Here is an 18,959-nt window from a genome sequence, read left to right on the forward strand (position 1 = left end):
GGGCTGTATCGATCTGCGGCTCCGCCGCGCGGGCGCGACCAGCCACGTTGGCGCCGCACCCGCGCGACTACCCGGGGATGTTGTCGAACGGAGCCGTCAGCTGACGCAGCAACCCCGCCAGTTCCCCCGCTGCGCACGCGACAGCTCCGCGAGGATCGCCCGCTCCTGGTCCAGCAGCCCGGCGAGGGCCTGGTCCGCGCGGTCGCGGCCCTCGTCCGTGAGGCGGACCAGAACTCCGCGCCGGTCACTGGGGTCGGGGAGGCGCTCCACCAGGCCCTTCTTGGCCAGCCGGTCGATGCGGTTCGTCATCGTGCCCGAGGTGACCAGGGTCTGCGTCAGCAACTGTCCTGGGGAGAGCTGATACGGCGTACCCGCGCGCCTGAGCGCGGTCAGCACGTCGAACTCCCAGGGCTCCAGGCTGTGCTCGGAGAAGGCCAGCCGGCGTGCGCGGTCCAGATGCCGGGCCAGTCTGCTCACCCGGCTGAGCACCTCGAGCGGTTCCACGTCGAGGTCCGGGCGCTCCCGGCGCCATGCTGCGACCAGCCGATCGACCTCGTCCTCCATGACGATCAGTGTAGTGGTTGTGTCGACGTGAAGTCTCTTGACGTCAAGATATATTGCGGGGCAGGCTGGAGAGCGACAGAAGCGCCAGACAGGAGACGCCGCGATGCCCGCTGCCGCCACCCCCACCTGGGACCCCGGCCAGTACCTGCGCCACGCCGACCACCGCGCCCGCCCCTTCACCGACCTCCTCGCCCGCGTCCCCGGCCTTCCGGGCGACCGGCCGCGCATCGCCGACCTCGGCTGCGGCCCCGGCAACGTCACCGCCGTGCTCGCCGAGCGCTGGCCCACCGCGCACATCACCGGCCACGACAACTCCGCCGAGATGCTCGACAAGGCCCACGTCGACCACGAAGGGCCGACAGCCGGTGGAGGCCGCCTCGACTTCGCCCACGCCGACGTGCGGACGTGGACGCCCGACGAGCCGTACGACCTGATCATCAGCAACGCCACGCTTCAGTGGGTGCCGGGGCACGCGGACCGCTTCGGCGAGTGGGTGCAGGGCCTGCGCCCCGGCGGCACCTTCGCCTTCCAGGTCCCCGGCAACTTCGACGCCCCGAGCCACCGCCTGATGCGCGACCTCGCCCACCGTCACGGTCTCACCGACACCCTGCGCCACACCGACGCCGTCCTCACCCCGCAGGACTACCTCGCCCGCCTGACCGGCCTGGACTGCACGGCCGATGTGTGGGAGACGACGTACATCCATCTCCTCACCGGCGACGACCCCGTCCTCGACTGGGTGAAGGGCACCGGACTGCGCCCCGTCCTGACAGCCCTCGCCGACGCCCCCGACCAGCGGGAAGCCTTCCTGCACGACTACCGGGCGGCCCTGCGCGAGGCCTATCCGCCCGGTCCTCACGGCACACCCTTCCCGTTCCGGCGGATCTTCGCCGTGGCACGCAGGGGAGCGTGATGATCACTGCCGTCGACCATGTCCAGCTCGCGGCGCCGCCCGGTTCGGAGGAGCGGCTGCGGGCGTACTACGCGGGCGTCCTCGGGATGACCGAGATCGCCAAGCCGCCTGTGCTCGCCGCGCGCGGAGGCTGCTGGTTCCAGGCGGGGCCCGTGCAACTGCACCTCGGTGTCGAGACGGACTTCCGGGCCGCCAAGAAGGCCCACCCCGGGCTGCGGGTCACCGGCGTCGAGGCGTACGCCGCCCGGCTGGCGGCCCGGGGAGCGGCCGTGACCTGGGACGACGACCTGCCGGGGCACCGCCGGTTCTACTCGTACGACCCCGTGGGGAACCGGCTGGAGTTCCTGGAGCCGGTCACCGCGCGGCCGGGAACCGCTGTTTGAGGGCCCCGCTGCGGGTCACCCGCTGCGGTGAAACCGACGTCGAGCCTTACGGGAGTGAGGAACGTGGCGAAGGAAGAGAAGGGCCGGGCCAAGAAGGAACAGCTCAAGGGCAAGGCCAAGGAAGCGATGGGTCGCATGGCCGGCAACGAGCGGATGACCGCCGAAGGCAAGGCCGACCAGATGAAGGGTGACGCGCGCCAGGCGAAGGAGAAGGGGAAGGACACCTTCAAGCACTGAGCGCGCCCAAGCACTCAGCGTGACCTCAAGCACTGAGTGCGCCGGCACCGCGGAGCGTGTCAGCTCTTGCGGTGCCCTATCAGCCGCGGCTTCGGCTCCAGCCCGTCCAGCCCGTGCCACGCCAGATTCACCAGGTGGGCGGCCACCTCCGCCTTCTTCGGGCGGCGGACGTCCAGCCACCACTGGCCGGTCAGGGCGACCATCCCGACCAGGGCCTGTGCATACAGCGGGGCCAGCTTGGAGTCGAAGCCGCGGTTCTTGAACTCGCGGCCCAGGATGTCCTCCACCTGGGTCGCGATGTCAGAGATCAGCGAGGCGAAAGACCCTGTCGACTGGGGGATGGGCGAGTCACGGACCAGGATGCGGAAGCCGTCCGTGTACTCCTCGATGTAGTCCAGGAGGGCGAACGCCGCCTGCTCGCACAGTTCACGCGGGTGGCCGGCCGTCAGCGAGCTGGTCACCATGTCCAGCAGCCGCCGCATCTCGCGGTCCACCACCACCGCGTACAGCCCCTCCTTGCCGCCGAAGTGCTCGTACACCACCGGCTTGGACACCCCGGCCTTCGCCGCGATCTCCTCCACCGACGTGCCCTCGAAGCCCTTCGCGGCGAACAGGGTCCGACCGATCTCCAGCAACTGCTGGCGGCGCTCCGCACCGGTCATCCGGGTACGGCGCGCCCGCCGCTGCTTCTCGTTGCCGGTGTTGCTGCTGGAGTCGGTCGCCACGGCGTCAATCATGCCGCCTTCGCGGGCTCCTTCCGGCGCCGGGAGCCGCCTTCCTCGGTGTTCCGGCGCGAATCGATACGCGAGCGTGACGGCCAGCGCACGTCGTAGGCCAGGCCGAGCTGCTCGCACCAGCGGATGATCCGCGCCGAGGAGTCGATCTGCCCGCGCTCCACACCGTGCCGCGCCGACGTCGGGTCCGCGTGGTGCAGGTTGTGCCAGGACTCACCGCAGGACAGGACCGCCAGCCACCACACGTTGCCGGACATGTCACGCGACTTGAACGGGCGCTTGCCCACCGCGTGGCAGATCGAGTTGATCGACCACGTCACGTGGTGCAGCAGCGCCACCCGCACGAGCGAGCCCCAGAAGAAGCCTGTGAACGCGCCCCACCAGGACATCGTCACCAGACCGCCGATCAGGGCGGGCAGCGCCAGCGACAGCATCGTCCAGTAGAGGAACTGACGGGAGATCGTCCGGATCGCCGTGTCCTTGATCAGATCCGGCGCGTACTTCTCCTGCGAAGTGCGCTCCTCGTCGAACATCCAGCCGATGTGCGCCCACCACAGGCCCTTCATCAGGGCCGGCACCGTCTCGCCGTAACGCCACGGGGAGTGCGGGTCACCCTCCGCGTCGGAGAACTTGTGGTGCTTGCGGTGGTCCGCGACCCAGCGGACCAGCGGGCCTTCCACCGCCATCGAGCCCGCGATGGCGAGAGCGATGCGCAGCGGGCGCTTCGCCTTGAAGGAGCCGTGGGTGAAGTAGCGGTGGTAGCCGATCGTGACGCCATGGCAGGCGAAGAAGTAGAAGAAGACCAGCAGACCGAGGTCGAGCCAGCTCACACCCCAGCCCCAGGCCAGTGGCACCGTGGCGGCGAGCGCCAGGAACGGGACGACGATGAAGAGGAGGAGCGCGAACTGCTCGAGCGATCCCTTCTTCTCGCCGCCGAGCGTGGCAGAGGGAGTCATGGTGTCGTCGTTCGCCTTCGGGGCGTCTTCGATCACATCGGAGCTCGTGGTCATGGGCGTCCCCTGTGGGGTTCGAGGGTTGTGGCAGGTGCCGGGCTCGCAGGAACTGTTCCCAGGTTCCGTTACATCGGTCCCTACGGCTACGTAACCTACGGCGTCGTAAGTATGGCAGTGCGGCGCCCGGCGGCAAGAGCCCGAGAATCTGCGCGTCCGCATGGACACCTATCCTTGGAGTCGGTCGGACAGCGCGGTCCGCTCTGAATTCTTCCCGGATGCCAGGAGCCGTATGCGGCCCCCGCCGCGCGGCCCCCGGGCGCCGGGTTCCCTCCCGGACGAGCTTCAACACTGCAAGGAGCCGCACCTGTGAGCAGTGCCGACGACCAGACCACGACGACCAGCAGTGAGCTGCGTGCCGACATCCGCCGACTGGGTGACCTCCTGGGGGAGAGCCTCGTCCGGCAGGAAGGCCCCGAGCTCCTCGACCTCGTCGAAAAGGTCCGCCGCCTCACCCGCGAGGACGGGGAGGCCGCCGCCGAACTGCTGCGTGGCACGGAGCTGGACACCGCGGCCAAGCTGGTCCGCGCCTTCTCCACCTACTTCCACCTGGCCAACGTCACCGAGCAGGTCCACCGCGGCCGCGAGCTGCGCGCCCGCCGCGCCGCCGAGGGCGGCCTCCTCGCCCGGACGGCCGACCGCCTCAAGGACGCCGATCCCGAGCACCTGCGCCAGACCATCCAGCACCTCAACGTGCGCCCCGTCTTCACCGCGCACCCCACCGAGGCCGCCCGCCGCTCCGTCCTCAACAAGCTCCGGCGTGTCGCCGCGCTCCTGGAGACCCCCGTCCTCGAAGGGGACCGGCGCCGGCACGACACCCGACTGGCCGAGAACATCGACCTCGTTTGGCAGACGGACGAGCTGCGCGTCGTACGCCCCGAGCCCGCCGACGAGGCCCGCAACGCCATCTACTACCTCGACGAACTGCACGCCGGCGCCGTCGGCGACGTCCTGGAGGACCTCACCGCGGAACTGGAGCGCGTCGGCCACAAGCTCCCCGACGCCACCCGCCCCCTCACCTTCGGCACCTGGATCGGCGGCGACCGCGACGGCAACCCCAACGTCACCCCTCAGGTGACCTGGGACGTCCTCATCCTCCAGCACGAGCACGGCATCAACGACGCCCTGGAGATGGTCGACGAGCTGCGCGGCTTCCTGTCGAACTCCATCCGCTACACCGGCGCCACCGAGGACCTGCTGACCTCCCTCCAGGCCGACCTGGAGAACCTCCCCGAGATCAGCCCCCGCTACAAGCGCCTCAACGCCGAGGAGCCCTACCGGCTCAAGGCCACCTGCATCCGGCAGAAGCTGGAGAACACCAAGACGCGCCTCGCCAAGGGCATCCCGCACGAACCCGGCCGCGACTACCTCGGCACCGGCGAGCTGCTGCACGACCTGAAGCTGATCCAGACCTCGCTCAGGGAACACCGCGGCGGCCTCTTCGCCGAAGGCCGGATGAACCGGACCATCCGCACCCTGTCCGCGTTCGGCCTCCAGCTCGCCACCATGGACGTCCGCGAGCACGCCGACGCCCACCACCACGCCCTCGGTCAGCTCTTCGACCGCCTCGGCGAGGAGTCCTGGCGCTACGCCGACATGCCCCGCGACTACCGCGCCAAGCTGCTGGCCAAGGAACTGCGCTCCCGCCGCCCCCTCGCCCCCACCCCCGCACCCGTGGACGCGGCCGGCGAGAAGACCCTCGGCGTGTTCCAGACCGTCAAGCGGGCCCTTGAGGTCTTCGGACCCGAGGTCATCGAGTCGTACATCATCTCCATGTGCCAGGGCGCCGACGACGTCTTCGCGGCAAGCGTGCTCGCCCGCGAGGCCGGCCTGATCGACCTGCACGCCGGCTGGGCGAAGATCGGCATCGTGCCGCTCCTGGAGACCACGGACGAGCTCAAGGCCGCCGACACGATCCTGGAGGACATGCTCTCCGACCCGTCGTACCGGCGTCTCGTCGCGCTCAGGGGCGACGTCCAGGAGGTCATGCTCGGCTACTCCGACTCCTCCAAGTTCGGCGGCATCACCACCTCGCAGTGGGAGATCCACCGCGCCCAGCGCCGCCTGCGCGATGTCGCCCACCGCTACGGCGTCCGCCTGCGCCTCTTCCATGGCCGCGGCGGCACCGTCGGCCGCGGCGGCGGCCCCTCCCACGACGCGATCCTCGCCCAGCCCTGGGGCACCCTCGAAGGCGAGATCAAGGTCACCGAGCAGGGCGAGGTCATCTCCGACAAGTACCTCGTGCCCTCCCTGGCCAGGGAGAACCTGGAGCTGACCGTCGCGGCCACCCTCCAGGCCTCCGCCCTGCACACCGCGCCCCGCCAGTCCGGCGAGGCACTCGCCCGCTGGGACGCGGCCATGGACGTCGTCAGCGACGCCGCCCACGCCGCGTACCGCAAGCTCGTCGAGGACCCGGACCTGCCGTCGTACTTCCTCGCATCGACGCCGGTGGACCAGCTCGCCGACCTGCACCTGGGCTCGCGGCCCTCCCGCCGCCCCGGCTCGGGTGTCTCGCTCGACGGGCTGCGCGCCATCCCGTGGGTGTTCGGCTGGACCCAGTCGCGGCAGATCGTGCCCGGCTGGTTCGGTGTGGGCTCCGGTCTCAAGGCGCTGCGCGAGGCGGGCCTGGACACGGTTCTCGACGAGATGCACGAGCAGTGGCACTTCTTCCGCAACTTCATCTCCAACGTCGAGATGACGCTGGCGAAGACCGATCTGCGGATCGCCGCGCACTACGTCGACACGCTGGTGCCTGACGAGCTGAAGCACGTCTTCGACACCATCCGCGCCGAGCACGAACTCACCGTCGCGGAAGTCCTGAAGATCACCGGCGAGAAGGAACTCCTCGACGCCGCCCCGGTCCTCAAGCAGACGTTCACCATCCGCGACGCCTACCTGGACCCGATCTCCTACCTCCAGGTCACCCTCCTCAAGCGCCAGCGTGACGCCGTGGCGGCGGGCACCGAGCCCGACCCGCTGCTCGCCCGCGCCCTGCTGCTCACCGTCAACGGCGTGGCGGCCGGCCTGCGCAACACCGGCTGAGCCACCCGCACATGAAGGTGCCCCCGGGCTCGTACGAAGAGCACGGGGGCACCGCCATGAACAAGCCCCTCAGACCGCCAGGAACGCCGCCGTCAGCAGCGCCGTCCCCGACCCCGCCATCACCCACGCCAGCCGCGTGCGCCGCAGGCCGCCCGCGACGACGACCGAGGCCAGCAACAGCGCACCGCCCAGCGGCACCCAGGAGTACAGGATCCCCGCGGGCCCGGACCGCACGACAGAGTCACCGCCCGGCTTGATCACGACCGTGTACGTCTGCCCCTTGCGCACGGCCACGTTCTTCTCGATGACGACGGACTTCCGCGGCTGCGACCCCGCCGAGATCGGCGTGTACGGCCCGGTGCACGAGTCCGCGCCACACCGCGTCACCTCGATCGTGCCGCTCTCCCGCCCCTTCGTGAGCATCACGTGCTGCGCGCTGCCCCACGACGCCCACACACCCGCGATCAGGATCAGCACCGCGACCGTCCCCATCGCCGCGAGCCGCCCGAACCGCAGCGCGGCGAAAGCGCCCTGACTGGAGACAACGGCAGAAGGCATGGCCGCGATCCTTGGCCATGCCCCTACTGCCGGTCAACCTGGGCCTGTTCGGGTGGGCGGACAAGTCAGGAGTTGTACGTGCTTTGCGCCCGCTCCAGCCCCTCGATCACCAGAGCCTCCACCGCATCCGACGCCCGGTCCACGAAGTAGTCCAGCTCCTTGCGCTCCGCCGCCGAGAAATCCTTCAGCACGAAGTCCGCGACCGGCATACGCCCCGGCGGCCGCCCGATCCCGAACCGCACCCGGTGATACTCCGAACCCATCGCCTTCGTCATCGACTTGAGCCCGTTGTGCCCGTTGTCCCCGCCACCCAGCTTCAACCGCAGCGTGCCGAAGTCGATGTCCAACTCGTCATGAACAGCGACGATATTGCCCACCGGCACCTTGTAGAAGTCCCGGAGCGCGTTCAACGGACCGCCGGAGAGATTCATGTACGACATCGGCTTCGCCACGATCACCCGCCGGTTCAACGGCCCCGGCGGCCCGATCCGCCCCTCGACGACCTGTGCCTGAGCCCGGCCGGCCCGCTTGAACTTCCCGCCGATCCGCTCGGCCAGCAGATCCACCACCATGAACCCGACGTTGTGCCGGTTCCTGGCGTACTCCGGTCCGGGATTGCCGAGGCCGGCGATCAGCCAGGGGGCGCTCGGGTCGGTCGTCACGTCCATGTCTCCTTGCTGTGCTTTCCCGGGGACAACCCCCGGACCCCAGTAGAAACGCCGGTCCGCCGGGATGACCGGCGCGGACACTGCCAGGCAAGCCTGAGTGATACACGCCAGCCGCTGCCCCCAGCGGGAACAGCGGCTGACGAACCGATGACAGAGCCGAGGATCACGGCTCTGCCAGAGCCGATGATCAGGCCTCGGCGACTTCCTCGCCCGCGGCGGCCTCTTCGCCCTCGGCGGCCTCCTCGGCCTGCGCGGCCAGGACCTGCAGGACGACAGCGTCCTCCTCGATGGCCAGCGTGGTGCCCTTCGGCAGCTTGATGTCCTTCGCCAGGATGGAGGCACCGGCCTCCAGGCCCTCGACGGACACGGTGACGGCCTCGGGGATGTGCGTGGCCTCGGTCTCGACCGGCAGCGCGTTCAGCACGTGCTCAAGCAGGTTGCCACCCGCGGCCAGCTCGCCCTCGGCGTGGACGGGGATCTCGACGGTGACCTTCTCGCCGCGCTTGACCAGCAGCAGGTCGACGTGCTCCAGGAAGCCCTTGATCGGGTCACGCTGCACGGACTTCGGAATCGCCAGCTCGTTGGCCTTGCCGTCGATGTCCAGGGCGATCAGGACGTTCGGCGTACGCAGGGCGAGCAGCAGCTCGTGACCCGGGAGGGTCAGGTGCAGCGGGTCGGTGCCGTGGCCGTACAGGACACCCGGAACCTTCGAGTCACGACGGATACGACGGGCGGCACCCTTACCGAACTCGGTGCGGGTCGCGGCAGAGATCTTGACCTCGGACATGGTCACTCCTCGTAGAACTAGAGACGGACGTGGTCACCCGGCCACGAACGGCCTGCTACGAAGAGCGCGTCGATAACGGATCGCCGATACCTGCGCGAACAGGTACGGCCTCCCTCGCCGAGCAACTGGAGCAGTCTACTCGGACAGGGAGGCCGTACCCAAAAGGATCTCTACTGCTCGTCGAACAGGCTCGTCACCGAACCGTCCTCGAACACCTCACGCACCGCACTCGCGATCGTCGGCGCGATCGACAGCACCGTCAGCTTGTCCAGGTCCCGGGCCAGCTCGCCCGGCGTCGGCAGCGTGTTCGTGAACACGAACTCGCCCACCCGCGAGTTCTTCAGCCGGTCCGCCGCCGGACCCGAGAGCACACCGTGCGTCGCCGTCACGATGACGTCCTCGGCGCCGTGCGCGAACAGCGCGTCAGCCGCGGCACAGATCGTCCCACCGGTGTCGATCATGTCGTCGACCAGCACACACACCCGGCCCTTGACCTCACCCACGACCTCGTGGACGGTCACCTGGTTAGCCACGTCCTTGTCGCGACGCTTGTGCACGATCGCGAGCGGCGCACCCAGCCGGTCGCACCACCGGTCGGCCACCCGCACACGCCCCGCGTCGGGAGACACGACCGTCAGCTTCTCCCGGTCCACCTTCCTGCCCACGTAGTCCGCGAGAAGCGGCAGGGCGAAGAGGTGGTCGACAGGGCCGTCGAAGAAGCCCTGGATCTGGTCCGTGTGCAGATCCACGGTCAGGATGCGGTCCGCACCCGCCGTCTTCATCAGATCCGCGATCAGGCGCGCCGAAATCGGTTCCCGCCCACGGTGCTTCTTGTCCTGACGTGCGTAACCGTAGAACGGCACAATCACGGTGATGGAGCGCGCCGACGCACGCTTCAGCGCGTCGATCATGATCAGCTGCTCCATGATCCACTGATTGATCGGAGCCGTGTGGCTCTGGATCACATAGCAGTCCGCACCACGCGCCGACTCCTGATAGCGGACGTAGATCTCACCGTTCGCGAAGTCGAAGGCCTTGGTCGGGACAACCCCGACACCCAACTGCTGGGCGACCTCCTCGGCAAGCTCGGGGTGGGCGCGGCCGGAGAAGAACATCAGCTTCTTCTCGCCGGTCGTCTTGATCCCGGTCACAGCACTGTCTCCTCAGAGGTGTCTCAGCTGCCTGTAGAGCGACCTCGGCTGGGCATGGTGGAGGCCGTCTCAGCTGGTGGGGTGCGGGTGTGCACTTATCACGGTACGCCGTGTTTGACGCACCTGTTTCCGGTCAGCCCTCGCCGTCCTCCTGGCGAGACGCCGCCTCAGCCGCCTTCGCGGCCGCACTGCCCGGACGCTTGCGGGCCACCCAACCCTCGATATTCCGCTGCTGACCGCGGGCCACGGCCAGCGAACCGGGCGGCACGTCCTTCGTGATCACCGACCCGGCCGCCGTATAGGCACCGTCCCCGACCGTGACAGGCGCCACAAACATGTTGTCCGAGCCGGTACGGCAGTGCGAGCCGACCGTCGTGTGGTGTTTGTCCTGTCCGTCATAGTTCACGAAGACACTCGCGGCACCGATGTTCGTGTACTCGCCGATCGTCGCGTCACCGACGTAGGAGAGGTGAGGCACCTTCGTCCCCTCACCGATCGACGCGTTCTTCGTCTCGACGTAGGTACCGATCTTGCCCTTCGCGCCCAGTCGCGTCCCCGGCCGCAGATACGCGAACGGTCCCACCGTCGCGTTCGCGCCCACATGCGCGCCCTCGGCCACCGTGTTGTCCACACGGGCACCCGCGTCGACACGCGTGTCCTTCAGCCGGCTGTTGGGGCCGACCTCCGCGCCCTCGCCGAGATGGGTGGACCCCTGCAACTGCGTACCCGGCAGGACGACGGCATCCTGCTCGAACGTGACGGTCACATCGACCCAGGTCGTAGCCGGGTCCACGACGGTGACGCCGGCGAGCATCGCGTCGGTCAGCAACCGGTCGTTGAGAATCCGACGGGCCTCGGACAGCTGCACACGGTTGTTGATCCCGGCGATCTCACGGTGATCGACCGCCACGGAGGCGCCGACCCGGTGACCGGCCTCGCGCAGGATCCCGAGCACGTCGGTCAGGTACTCCTCGCCCTGCGAGTTGTCCGTACGGACCTTCCCGAGGGCATCGGCCAGCAGCTGTCCGTCGAACGCGAACACACCCGAGTTGATCTCCCGGATCGTCCGCTGCGACTCACTCGCGTCCTTGTGCTCCACGATGGCCGTCACCGCACCTGAGGCGCCGTCGCGCACGATCCGCCCGTACCCGGTCGCGTCCGGGACCTCGGCGGTCAGCACCGTCACGGCGTTGCCGTCGGCGGAGTGGGTGGCGGCGAGGTGGGTCAGGGTCTCGCCGGTCAGCAGGGGAGTGTCGCCGCAGACGACCACCACGGTCCCGTCGACGGTCCCGCCGAGCTCCTCCAGGGCCATCCGTACGGCGTGCCCGGTGCCGTTCTGCTCCGCCTGTACGGCGGTGCGTACGCCGGGGTCGATCTCACCGAGGTGCGCGGAGACCTTCTCGCGGGCGTGCCCCACGACCACGACCAGGTTCTCGGGCTGCAACTCACGCGCGGCGGCGAGCACATGACCCACGAGGCTGCGTCCGCAGATCTCGTGCAGGACCTTCGGTGTGGCCGACTTCATACGGGTGCCCTCACCCGCTGCGAGAACGACGACGGCTGCCGGGCGAATGGCGCTCACGGGATGCCCTTCGGCTGTGGAGGGGGGTGACATCCGCAGGATACCGGGGTGTTTCGTGGGGGACATGGGAGCGGGCCCTGACTGAGCTGTCAGCAGTCAGGGCCCGAACCGGGTATGTGCTCCCCCGCCAGGACTCGAACCCGGACAGATGGCACCAAAAGCCACAGTGCTGCCAATTACACCACGGGGGAATTAACTCGACCGGACCGGACATTTGGTCGGGCCGCCGAGTCGGCACCCAACACTATGCCGTACCGGGCGCCTTCCACGCGACGGTACAGATCGGCACGGCGAGCGCCGGCGCTCTCGGGCCTGCTCCTGCGTCCTGCTTCGCAGTTCGAGGGATATCGGGTTGTTTCGCTTACGGCCGGTCACGGAGTGTGGTGTAGGCCAGTCCACAAAAGTCGCCGGAAAACCACGGCTGCCCGCCCGTAGGCTGGAGGCATGACCATGACGGGGGAAGAGCAGGCCGGGGAACCGCCACCGGGGGCGGGGCCATGGTGGTGGGGCAGGTTTCGCAGTGCCGTGCTGGACGTGAGTCTGGCCGTCGTGTCCGCGCTGGAGTGCGGAGCGGAGGGGGTTCGGTTCGCGCGGGATGCCGGGATTCCGGTGGCCGCGGGGGTGGTGTTCGGGGTTCTGGCGGGGTCAGTGCTCCTGGTGCGGCGCCGGTGGCCGATAGCGGTCGTGCTCGTGTCGATCGCCGTCCTGCCCGCCCAGATGGGCATCCTGCTGGGCATCGTCGGCCTCTACACCCTGGCCGCGACCGAGCTGCCGCGGCGGATCATCGCGTCGCTCGCGGGGATGTCGTTCGTCGGGACGCTGATCGTGACGTTCGTGTGGGTGCGCCAGGACGTGGCGCGGGGGAATCTGACCTTCGGGGACTGGGTGATTCCGTTCGCCTCCGTCACCACAGCTCTCGGTGTGACGGCGCCTCCGCTGCTGCTCGGGCTGTATGTGGGCGCCCGGCGGCGGCTGATGGAGAGCCTGCGGGAGCGGGCGGACAGTCTCGAGCGGGAGCTTCAGCTGCTCGCGGAGCGCGCGGAGGAGCGTGCCGAGTGGGCGCGCAACGAGGAGCGGACGCGGATCGCGCGGGAGATGCATGACGTCGTCGCACATCGGGTGAGCCTGATGGTGGTGCATGCGGCGGCGCTCCAGGCCGTGGCGCGGAAGGACCCCGAGAAGGCCGTGAAGAACGCCGCGCTCGTGGGGGACATGGGGCGGCAGGCGTTGACCGAGTTGCGGGAGATGCTCGGGGTGCTGCGCAGTGGGGCCGCCGCGCGGCAGCCTTCGGAGGTGGACCGGCCTGTGGGGGCTGCCGTACCGCTGGCCGCGGTGGGAGTTGCTGCCGCTGCGGCGGCCGATCGGGGGCGTGGTGTCGGCGGGGACGACGGCGGCGCCGAGGGGCCTTGCCTGTCGGAGTTGGACGAGCTGATCGGGCAGTCGGCCGCGGCGGGGATGGTGGTGGACCTGTCGGTGGAGGGGGACTCGCGGGCGTATGCGCCGGAGATCGAGCAGACGGCGTTCCGGGTGGTGCAGGAGGCGTTGACGAACGTCCACAAGCATGCGGCGGGCGCGAAGACGCATGTACGGCTCGCGCATCGGGTGTCGGAGATCGCGATGCAGGTGGAGAACGAACCGCCGCCGGAGCTGTCGTCGGCGTCGCTGGCAGGGCTGCCGTCGGGGGGTAACGGCCTGGTGGGGATGAAGGAGCGGGTCGTGGCGCTGGGCGGGGTGTTTGTGTCGGGGCCGACGGATGCCGGGGGTTTCCGGGTGTCGGCGGTGATTCCGGCGGCGTAGCCGCAGTCCACGGTCGCTGGGCCGGTGTCCGTGTTGCCGTTGCGGCCGTTTCTCGTGTGTCAGCCCGCTGTGAGCCGTGCCGGTTCTATGCCGGCGACGAGGCCGGCGAGGGCCTGGTCGATGTCGGGGCCGAGGTACCAGTCGCCGGTGTGGTCGAGGGCGTAGATGCGGCCTTCGGTGTCGATGGCGAGGAGGGACTCGGTGTCGGTTTCGGCGCCGAGGGGGCAGACCTCGGTGTCGAGGGCGCGGCCGAGGTCGCCGAGGGTGCGGGCCATGTGCAGGCCGTGGAGCGGGTCGAAGTGGAGGGTGGCGGGGGCGACCTGGCGGCCCGGGCCGGTGGGTGCGAGGTGCAGGCCGCCGAATTCGGCCCAGGCTTCTACGGCGGCGGGGAAAACGGCGTGGCGGTGGCCGGCGGGTGAGGTGTGTTCGCGCAGGGAGTCTGCCCAGATCTCCGCTTGCTTGATGTCCCAGCGTCCGGGTTGCCAGCCGGCGGCGCGCAGGGCGGCGTCGACAGGGACGGGAAAGCGGGTGGTGGAGGTGCGGTCGGTGTGCATCTGCCCTTCGTTCGTCGGTGCCTATGGGATGTGCAGGATGTGCGGGGTATGTGCGGTGGGGGTGGGTCGGCGGTCCGTGGCGGGGTGAGGTCAGCCGTCTGCCGCTGCCGGGTCGACGATGCGGACGCCGAAGTGGGCGCTGAGGGCGGTGCAGGCGCGGCAGGGGGTGGCGAAGCTGCCGTGCAGGGGGTCACCGTCCTCGCGGATGCGGCGGGCGGTGAGCTTGGCCTGCTTGAGGGCTTTGCGGGCTTCGCCGTTGGTCATGGGTTTGCGGGCGGAGCGTTTGCTGCGGGTGGCGTCGGCTGCGGCGATGTGGCGTGAGATGAGGATGGTCTCGGCGCAGCGGCCGGTGAAGCGGTCGCGTTGGCCGCTGGTGAGGGTGTCGAGGAAGTCCTGGACGAGGTGGTGAAGCGCGGGGGGCTGGTCGCCGCGGGCGGCGGTGCCGGTGAGGGTTTCGCCGCGGACGGAGAGGGCGGCGGCGACGGTGGGGAGTATGCCGTCACGGCGGTGGCGGAGGGCGGGCGCGTGGGGGTTTTCGGTGGCGCTCCAGCCGATGCGGGGGTCGCCGGACCTCGCGGCGGGTTGGCCTGTCTGCGTCGCGTTCATGTTCTCATCCCCTCCCGAGCATCCCCCGGGCATGCTCTCGGACGTCACAGAGTGCCAAATGGCGTGGCGGGTGCGGAAGCTGGGGCGTCGCGACACGCCCAGGTTTGGGCGGGCTGTCACGGCAGGGTGACGGCTGGTCACGGAAGCGGAGGGGGTCACAACCGGCGCCGGTGACCGGTGTCGTCGTACCGCATAGGCTGTCGGCACCGCTTTCCATGCAGTGACGCGTGGATGGGGACGAGACAGCTGATACGGGGCGTTGTGACCGAGAGTGGTCATGGCGGACCGTATCTGAACGCCGCAGGGGGCAACCGCCATGACGACAGGTCGGCTCGGGCTGGGGGCACATCCCGGCCGCCAGGCCGGGGGACACGCCGCGCCGCCGAACGTGGCCTACGCCGGGCAGGTCGTGAATTTCCCGGATCCGGTCCGCGCGTCGCGTCACCCGAGAGGAGTACGGGTGGACGAGCGTGGTCACCCCGACTTCTCGCCGTACGCGCGCGCGGCCGTGGAGATCGCGGAGCCGCCGGAGGGCTTCGGGGTCGACGAGTTGCGGCTGACGGACTATGTGTCGGCGAACGCGGCGCTGGCGGCGTCGGGGCACGAGTTGTGGGACACGGTCCCGGCGGTGGCGACGCCGCACGGCTGGACGTGGCATCACGTGGTGGGTTCGCGGCGGCTGGAACTGGTTCCGGTCGAGGTGAAGGCGTTGCTGCGGCATCACGGCGGTATCGCGACGTCGGCGGTGGACCACGACAAGCGGGGGACACGGCCGTTGCAGGAGACGCGGCCGGCGCACTTCCGGCTGCCGAAGTCGGGTGTGGCGGTGACGGAGGCGCAGGCGCTGGGGGTCGAGGAGGATCTCGGGTACCGGTTGCCGGGGGCGTATCGGTCGTTCCTGAAGGCCGCGGGCGGATGTGCCCCGGTGGGGACGGCGTTGGACGCGGAGCTGGGTCTGCTGGTCGACCAGCCGCTGTTCACGGTGCGGGACGAGGCCGCCGTCAATGACCTGGTCTATGTCAACAAGTGCCTGCGCGACCATCTGACCAAGGACTACCTGGGTGTCGGGTTCGTGCAGGGCGGGTTGCTGGCCGTGAAGGTGAAGGGCGACCGGCTGGGTTCGGTGTGGTTCTGCGCGTACGACGACGCGCGGGACGTCGATCCTTCGTGGGCGCCGGCGGAGCGTGTGGAGCGGCTGTTGATGCCGTGCGGTGAGGACTTCGACGCGTTTCTGTCCCGGCTGGCGGGTTCTCCGCCGGAGTTGGAGACGGTGGCGAATCTGATGGTGGACGGTGGGTTCGCGCGTGTGGTGCCCGTCGCTGCCGCGGCTGTGGGGGAGTGAGCTTCGCGATGGTGACGTTCGCGCAGGCGCAGGAGCGTGCGGAAGAGTGGATCAACGGTGAGGTGCCGGCGTACCAGCATCGTGAGGTGCGGGTACGGGAGTTCGGGCTCGGGTTCGTGGTGTGGGCCGAGGACCGCGCCGACGGTCCGCGTTCGGACGGGGGCGCGCAGCGGCTGGTGATCGCCCGGGACAGCGGGGAGGCCACGTTGTGGCCGGCGCTGCCGGTGGGCGAGGTGATTCGCCGCTACGAGGAGGAGTACGGCCGTGGAGACGCGGCTGCGCAACCGGCGCCGGCGGCTCCGGCGCGGGTGGATCTGAATCAGACGTCGTTCCTGCTGACTCCGCCGGAGTGGCTGCAGGAGGCGGCGGACCGGATAGGGGTTCCGGACCGGCGGGACGGGGGCTCGGGCTCCGGTTCCGGTTCGGGCTCGGCTTCGGTTTCGGACTTCGACACTGGTGCGGGCGGTGGTACGCCGGGTGCCGCATCGCTGCCCGAGACGCAGGGAGGGGTGCCGGTGGGTGCCGCGTCTTCGTCGGCTCCTCCGCCGCGGGAGCCCGGGGTGCCCGAAGGGGCGACTCCCTGGGCCGGTACGGACACCAACGCCGATCCCGGTGAGGACCGTTCGGTGCCGTTGCCGGAGACGGTGTTCGCGCCGCCGCTGAGCGGTGACGACGCAACGCCGCCGGACGCCAAGACGGCGCTGATGTCGGGCGGCAGCCGGCTTCCGAAGACCGCGGTCTCGCCGGCGCTGGACGGTTCCGACGCGCCGGGCGCGACGCCTCCGCCGCCGGGGGCGCCTCCTTCGTACGGGTATCCGCAGGGTGCGGGCGGGCCGGGTACGCCGCCTCCGCCGCCGGCTGCGCCTTCGTACGGGTATCCGCAGGGTCCTGGCGCGCCGGGTACGCCTGCACCGGGTACGCCTGCGCCGGGTGTCCCTGGGGCGGGTGCCACGCCGCCGCCTGCGCCCTCCTATGGCTACCCGCAGGGTGCGCCGCAGGCTCCGCAGACGCCCGGGCGGTCGCTCGCGCCCAACGCCGGGGACATCGCCGATGCCGCGACGAGCAAGGCGGCGCCTCCTCGTGCGCGGGGTGGGGCTACGCCGCCGCCTCCGCCGGGCGCTCCGGGTACGCCCGGGGGCGGGTACGTTCCGACGCAGCTGGTGTCGTCGCTCGGCCCCGACGGGCCCGAGGGCGCTGCCGGGCCGGGGGCTGCGCAGGGGCCGGGTGCCGCGAGCGGGCCCGGCATTCCGCAGCCTCCGGGTGCCCCGGGTGCGCCCGGCACGCCCGGCGCACCGCAGCCTCCGGGCGGTGTGCACCATGCTGCGACCGTGCTGGCCGACCCGAGCCAGATGGGCGGCGCCCCGCAGCCGCCGGGGCCCCCTGGGGCGCCGGGTGCGCCGAATCCGTCCGGTCTTCCCAACCAGCCCGGTGCTCCCGGTGCTCCCGCCGCTCCGGGTATGCCGGGTGCGCCGAATGCGCCTGGCATCCCGAACCCGCCCGGTGCTCCGGGCGCTCCGGGTATGCCCGGTGCGCCGCAGCCGCCGGGTGCCCCTGGCGCGCCCGGTGTTCCGGGTGCCCCTGGCGGTGCTCGCGAGGGCGTTCACCACGCGGAGACGGTGTTCGCCGCACCCTCGGCGGGCGGACCCGGTGTGCCGCCTCCACCGTCGGCGCCCGGCGCGCCGAAGCCGCCCGGAGCTCCAGGCATGCCGCCGGGCGCCCCGGGCACGCCACCCGGAGCTCCTGGTGTTCCGTCCGGCCCACCCGGTATGCCGCCGGGCGCACTCGGTATGCCGCCCGGTGCTCCGGGTATGGCCCCCGGCGCCCCCGGTACCCCTCCTGGCGCTCCGGGTATGGCCCCTGGCGCCCCGGGTATGCCGCCCGGCGCGTTGGGCACTCCGCCAGGCGCCCCCCAGCCCCCGATGCCGCCCGGCGCGATCCACCCGCCCGGTCAGCCCGGCCCGGGTCAGCCCCCGGCCTACGGCTACCCGCAGCCGCCCGCCGGTCAGCCGACCGTGGGCCCCGGCTACCAGGCCGTGCTCCGCTACCGTGCGCAGGACGGGTCGGAGCAGCAGCTGATCCGGCGTTCGGCGCCGGGCACGCCGCATCCGGAGTGGCAGATCTTCCACGAGCTGCGAGGCATGAACGTGCCCCCGGACCAGGTGCTGGAGCTGCACACCGAGCTGGAGTCGTGTGAGCTGCCGGGCGCGTACTGCGCGCGGATGATCCGGGAGCAGTGGCCGCAGGCGCGGATCACGTCCATCGCGCCGTACGGCACGGATCACGCGAGCCGGCAGCAGGGCATGCAGCAGCTGATCGCCCATCAGGGCGAGTTGCACCAGGTGGCCGACGGGCCCGCCCGGCCGGCGCCGGTGCGGGTCCCGGTGCAGCCGGTGCAGCCGGTGCAGCCGATCCCGCCGGAGGGTGTGGCGCAGGAGCTGGCGGGGGCGTTCGGGCCGGGGCTCTTCCGGTTCGAGCAGGCCGCCGTGTCCCGGCAGGGCGTTCCGCCGGTCGTGGCGCACTGCCTGGTGGTCGGTGGTCTGCCGATGGACATGGGCCCGTTCTTCTGGGCGCAGGCCCAGCCGGGTCGGCCCGTTCCGACGCTGGCGGAGCTGGCGCAGGAGCGCGGGGTGCAGCCGGCGTCGGACGCGGGGTCGTACCTGGTGATGGGCAGCGACTTCGGCAAGGCGATCTGCGTCCAGTACGGCACGGCGAACATCGTCGCCGTGCCCGTGGAGGCGGGCCCGGGCGGCGCGCCCGTACCGCCGCAGTTCGTGAACACGGGCCTGCCCGAGTTCCAGCGCTGCCTGGCACTGCTGGGCGGGATGTGGCGTCTTCGCTTCGGCCTGAACCAGGAGCAGGCGGGCCGTTGGACCGTCGACTTCCAGGCCCAGCTCGCCTCGCTCGACCCGGCGGCGCTCGGGTCGCCGGAGAGCTGGTGGTCGGTGCTGCTGGAGCAGATGTGGGACGGGCTGTTGTGACGCCGTTCCGCTGCTCGATGTGAGGTGATGTCACCCGACTGCCGCTGACGGTG

General features: G+C 70.6%; 16 protein-coding genes, 1 tRNA gene and 1 pseudogene. 7 read left to right on the plus strand and 11 right to left on the minus strand.

Annotation, left to right across the window (positions count from 1 at the left end; translation table 11 throughout):
- Positions 1–67: 67 nt before the first annotated feature.
- A pseudogene (gene tamR / locus OHO27_RS24460) lies at positions 68–564 on the minus strand (MarR family transcriptional regulator TamR).
- A gap of 103 nt (positions 565–667) precedes the next feature.
- Here tamR and OHO27_RS24465 point away from each other — a divergent pair.
- The 3 genes from OHO27_RS24465 (at position 668) to OHO27_RS24475 (ending at position 2,097) form a co-directional block, all read left to right on the plus strand.
- The gene (locus tag OHO27_RS24465) at positions 668–1,477 is read left to right on the plus strand and encodes a trans-aconitate 2-methyltransferase (protein WP_328427132.1); all 810 of its coding nucleotides are present in this window, start codon (positions 668–670) and stop codon (positions 1,475–1,477) included.
- Positions 1,477–1,860: a VOC family protein gene (locus tag OHO27_RS24470; RefSeq protein ID WP_328427133.1), complete on the plus strand. Its 384-nt coding sequence runs from the start codon at positions 1,477–1,479 to the stop codon at positions 1,858–1,860. The genes OHO27_RS24465 and OHO27_RS24470 overlap by 1 nt, the downstream gene beginning before the upstream one ends.
- A gap of 63 nt (positions 1,861–1,923) precedes the next feature.
- On the plus strand, positions 1,924–2,097 hold the full coding sequence (locus tag OHO27_RS24475) for a CsbD family protein (RefSeq protein ID WP_328427134.1): 174 nt from the start codon (positions 1,924–1,926) through the stop codon (positions 2,095–2,097).
- A gap of 59 nt (positions 2,098–2,156) precedes the next feature.
- On the opposite strand, the gene OHO27_RS24480 is transcribed toward OHO27_RS24475, so the two are convergent.
- Complete coding sequence (locus tag OHO27_RS24480; protein ID WP_328427135.1) at positions 2,157–2,834, minus strand: TetR/AcrR family transcriptional regulator; 678 nt, start codon at positions 2,832–2,834, stop codon at positions 2,157–2,159.
- Complete coding sequence (locus OHO27_RS24485; protein ID WP_328427136.1) at positions 2,831–3,841, minus strand: acyl-CoA desaturase; 1,011 nt, start codon at positions 3,839–3,841, stop codon at positions 2,831–2,833. Before OHO27_RS24485 ends, OHO27_RS24480 begins: the two co-directional genes overlap by 4 nt.
- Positions 3,842–4,150: 309 nt before the next feature.
- On the opposite strand from OHO27_RS24485, the gene ppc reads away from it, so the two are divergent.
- On the plus strand, positions 4,151–6,883 hold the full coding sequence (gene ppc / locus OHO27_RS24490; RefSeq protein ID WP_328427137.1) for a phosphoenolpyruvate carboxylase: 2,733 nt from the start codon (positions 4,151–4,153) through the stop codon (positions 6,881–6,883).
- A 69-nt stretch (positions 6,884–6,952) separates the two neighbouring features.
- On the opposite strand, the gene OHO27_RS24495 is transcribed toward ppc, so the two are convergent.
- The 6 genes from OHO27_RS24495 to OHO27_RS24520 form a co-directional block, all read right to left on the minus strand.
- Positions 6,953–7,441 carry a hypothetical protein gene (locus OHO27_RS24495; protein ID WP_328427138.1) on the minus strand — a complete coding sequence of 163 codons (489 nt, stop codon included), beginning with the start codon at positions 7,439–7,441 and terminating at the stop codon, positions 6,953–6,955.
- 65 nt (positions 7,442–7,506) lie between these two features.
- A complete protein-coding gene (gene pth / locus OHO27_RS24500; RefSeq protein ID WP_328427139.1) occupies positions 7,507–8,109 on the minus strand; it encodes an aminoacyl-tRNA hydrolase in 603 nt (200 codons plus the stop codon).
- A 187-nt stretch (positions 8,110–8,296) separates the two neighbouring features.
- The gene (locus OHO27_RS24505) at positions 8,297–8,896 is read right to left on the minus strand and encodes a 50S ribosomal protein L25/general stress protein Ctc (protein WP_328427140.1); all 600 of its coding nucleotides are present in this window, start codon (positions 8,894–8,896) and stop codon (positions 8,297–8,299) included.
- A 170-nt stretch (positions 8,897–9,066) separates the two neighbouring features.
- Positions 9,067–10,047, minus strand: coding sequence for a ribose-phosphate diphosphokinase (locus tag OHO27_RS24510; RefSeq protein ID WP_328427141.1), 981 nt, complete (start codon positions 10,045–10,047; stop codon positions 9,067–9,069).
- A 133-nt stretch (positions 10,048–10,180) separates the two neighbouring features.
- On the minus strand, positions 10,181–11,629 hold the full coding sequence (gene glmU / locus OHO27_RS24515) for a bifunctional UDP-N-acetylglucosamine diphosphorylase/glucosamine-1-phosphate N-acetyltransferase GlmU (protein ID WP_328427142.1): 1,449 nt from the start codon (positions 11,627–11,629) through the stop codon (positions 10,181–10,183).
- Positions 11,630–11,748: 119 nt separating this feature from the next.
- Positions 11,749–11,820: transfer RNA gene (locus OHO27_RS24520), tRNA-Gln, on the minus strand.
- A gap of 253 nt (positions 11,821–12,073) precedes the next feature.
- On the opposite strand from OHO27_RS24520, the gene OHO27_RS24525 reads away from it, so the two are divergent.
- Entirely contained in the window at positions 12,074–13,426 is a 1,353-nt protein-coding gene (locus tag OHO27_RS24525) for a sensor histidine kinase (protein WP_328427143.1), read from the plus strand.
- Positions 13,427–13,485: 59 nt separating this feature from the next.
- On the opposite strand, the gene OHO27_RS24530 is transcribed toward OHO27_RS24525, so the two are convergent.
- Positions 13,486–13,980, minus strand: coding sequence for an SUKH-3 domain-containing protein (locus OHO27_RS24530; RefSeq protein ID WP_328427144.1), 495 nt, complete (start codon positions 13,978–13,980; stop codon positions 13,486–13,488).
- Positions 13,981–14,070: 90 nt separating this feature from the next.
- Positions 14,071–14,586: a YwqJ-related putative deaminase gene (locus tag OHO27_RS24535; RefSeq protein WP_328427145.1), complete on the minus strand. Its 516-nt coding sequence runs from the start codon at positions 14,584–14,586 to the stop codon at positions 14,071–14,073.
- Between the two features lie 316 nt (positions 14,587–14,902).
- On the opposite strand from OHO27_RS24535, the gene OHO27_RS24540 reads away from it, so the two are divergent.
- Positions 14,903–15,928 carry an SMI1/KNR4 family protein gene (locus tag OHO27_RS24540; RefSeq protein ID WP_328427146.1) on the plus strand — a complete coding sequence of 342 codons (1,026 nt, stop codon included), beginning with the start codon at positions 14,903–14,905 and terminating at the stop codon, positions 15,926–15,928.
- An 8-nt stretch (positions 15,929–15,936) separates the two neighbouring features.
- The gene (locus OHO27_RS24545; RefSeq protein WP_328427147.1) at positions 15,937–18,906 is read left to right on the plus strand and encodes an SUKH-4 family immunity protein; all 2,970 of its coding nucleotides are present in this window, start codon (positions 15,937–15,939) and stop codon (positions 18,904–18,906) included.
- Positions 18,907–18,959: the final 53 nt, after the last annotated feature.

Source organism: Streptomyces sp. NBC_00443 (assembly GCF_036014175.1).
Classification (GTDB): domain Bacteria; phylum Actinomycetota; class Actinomycetes; order Streptomycetales; family Streptomycetaceae; genus Streptomyces.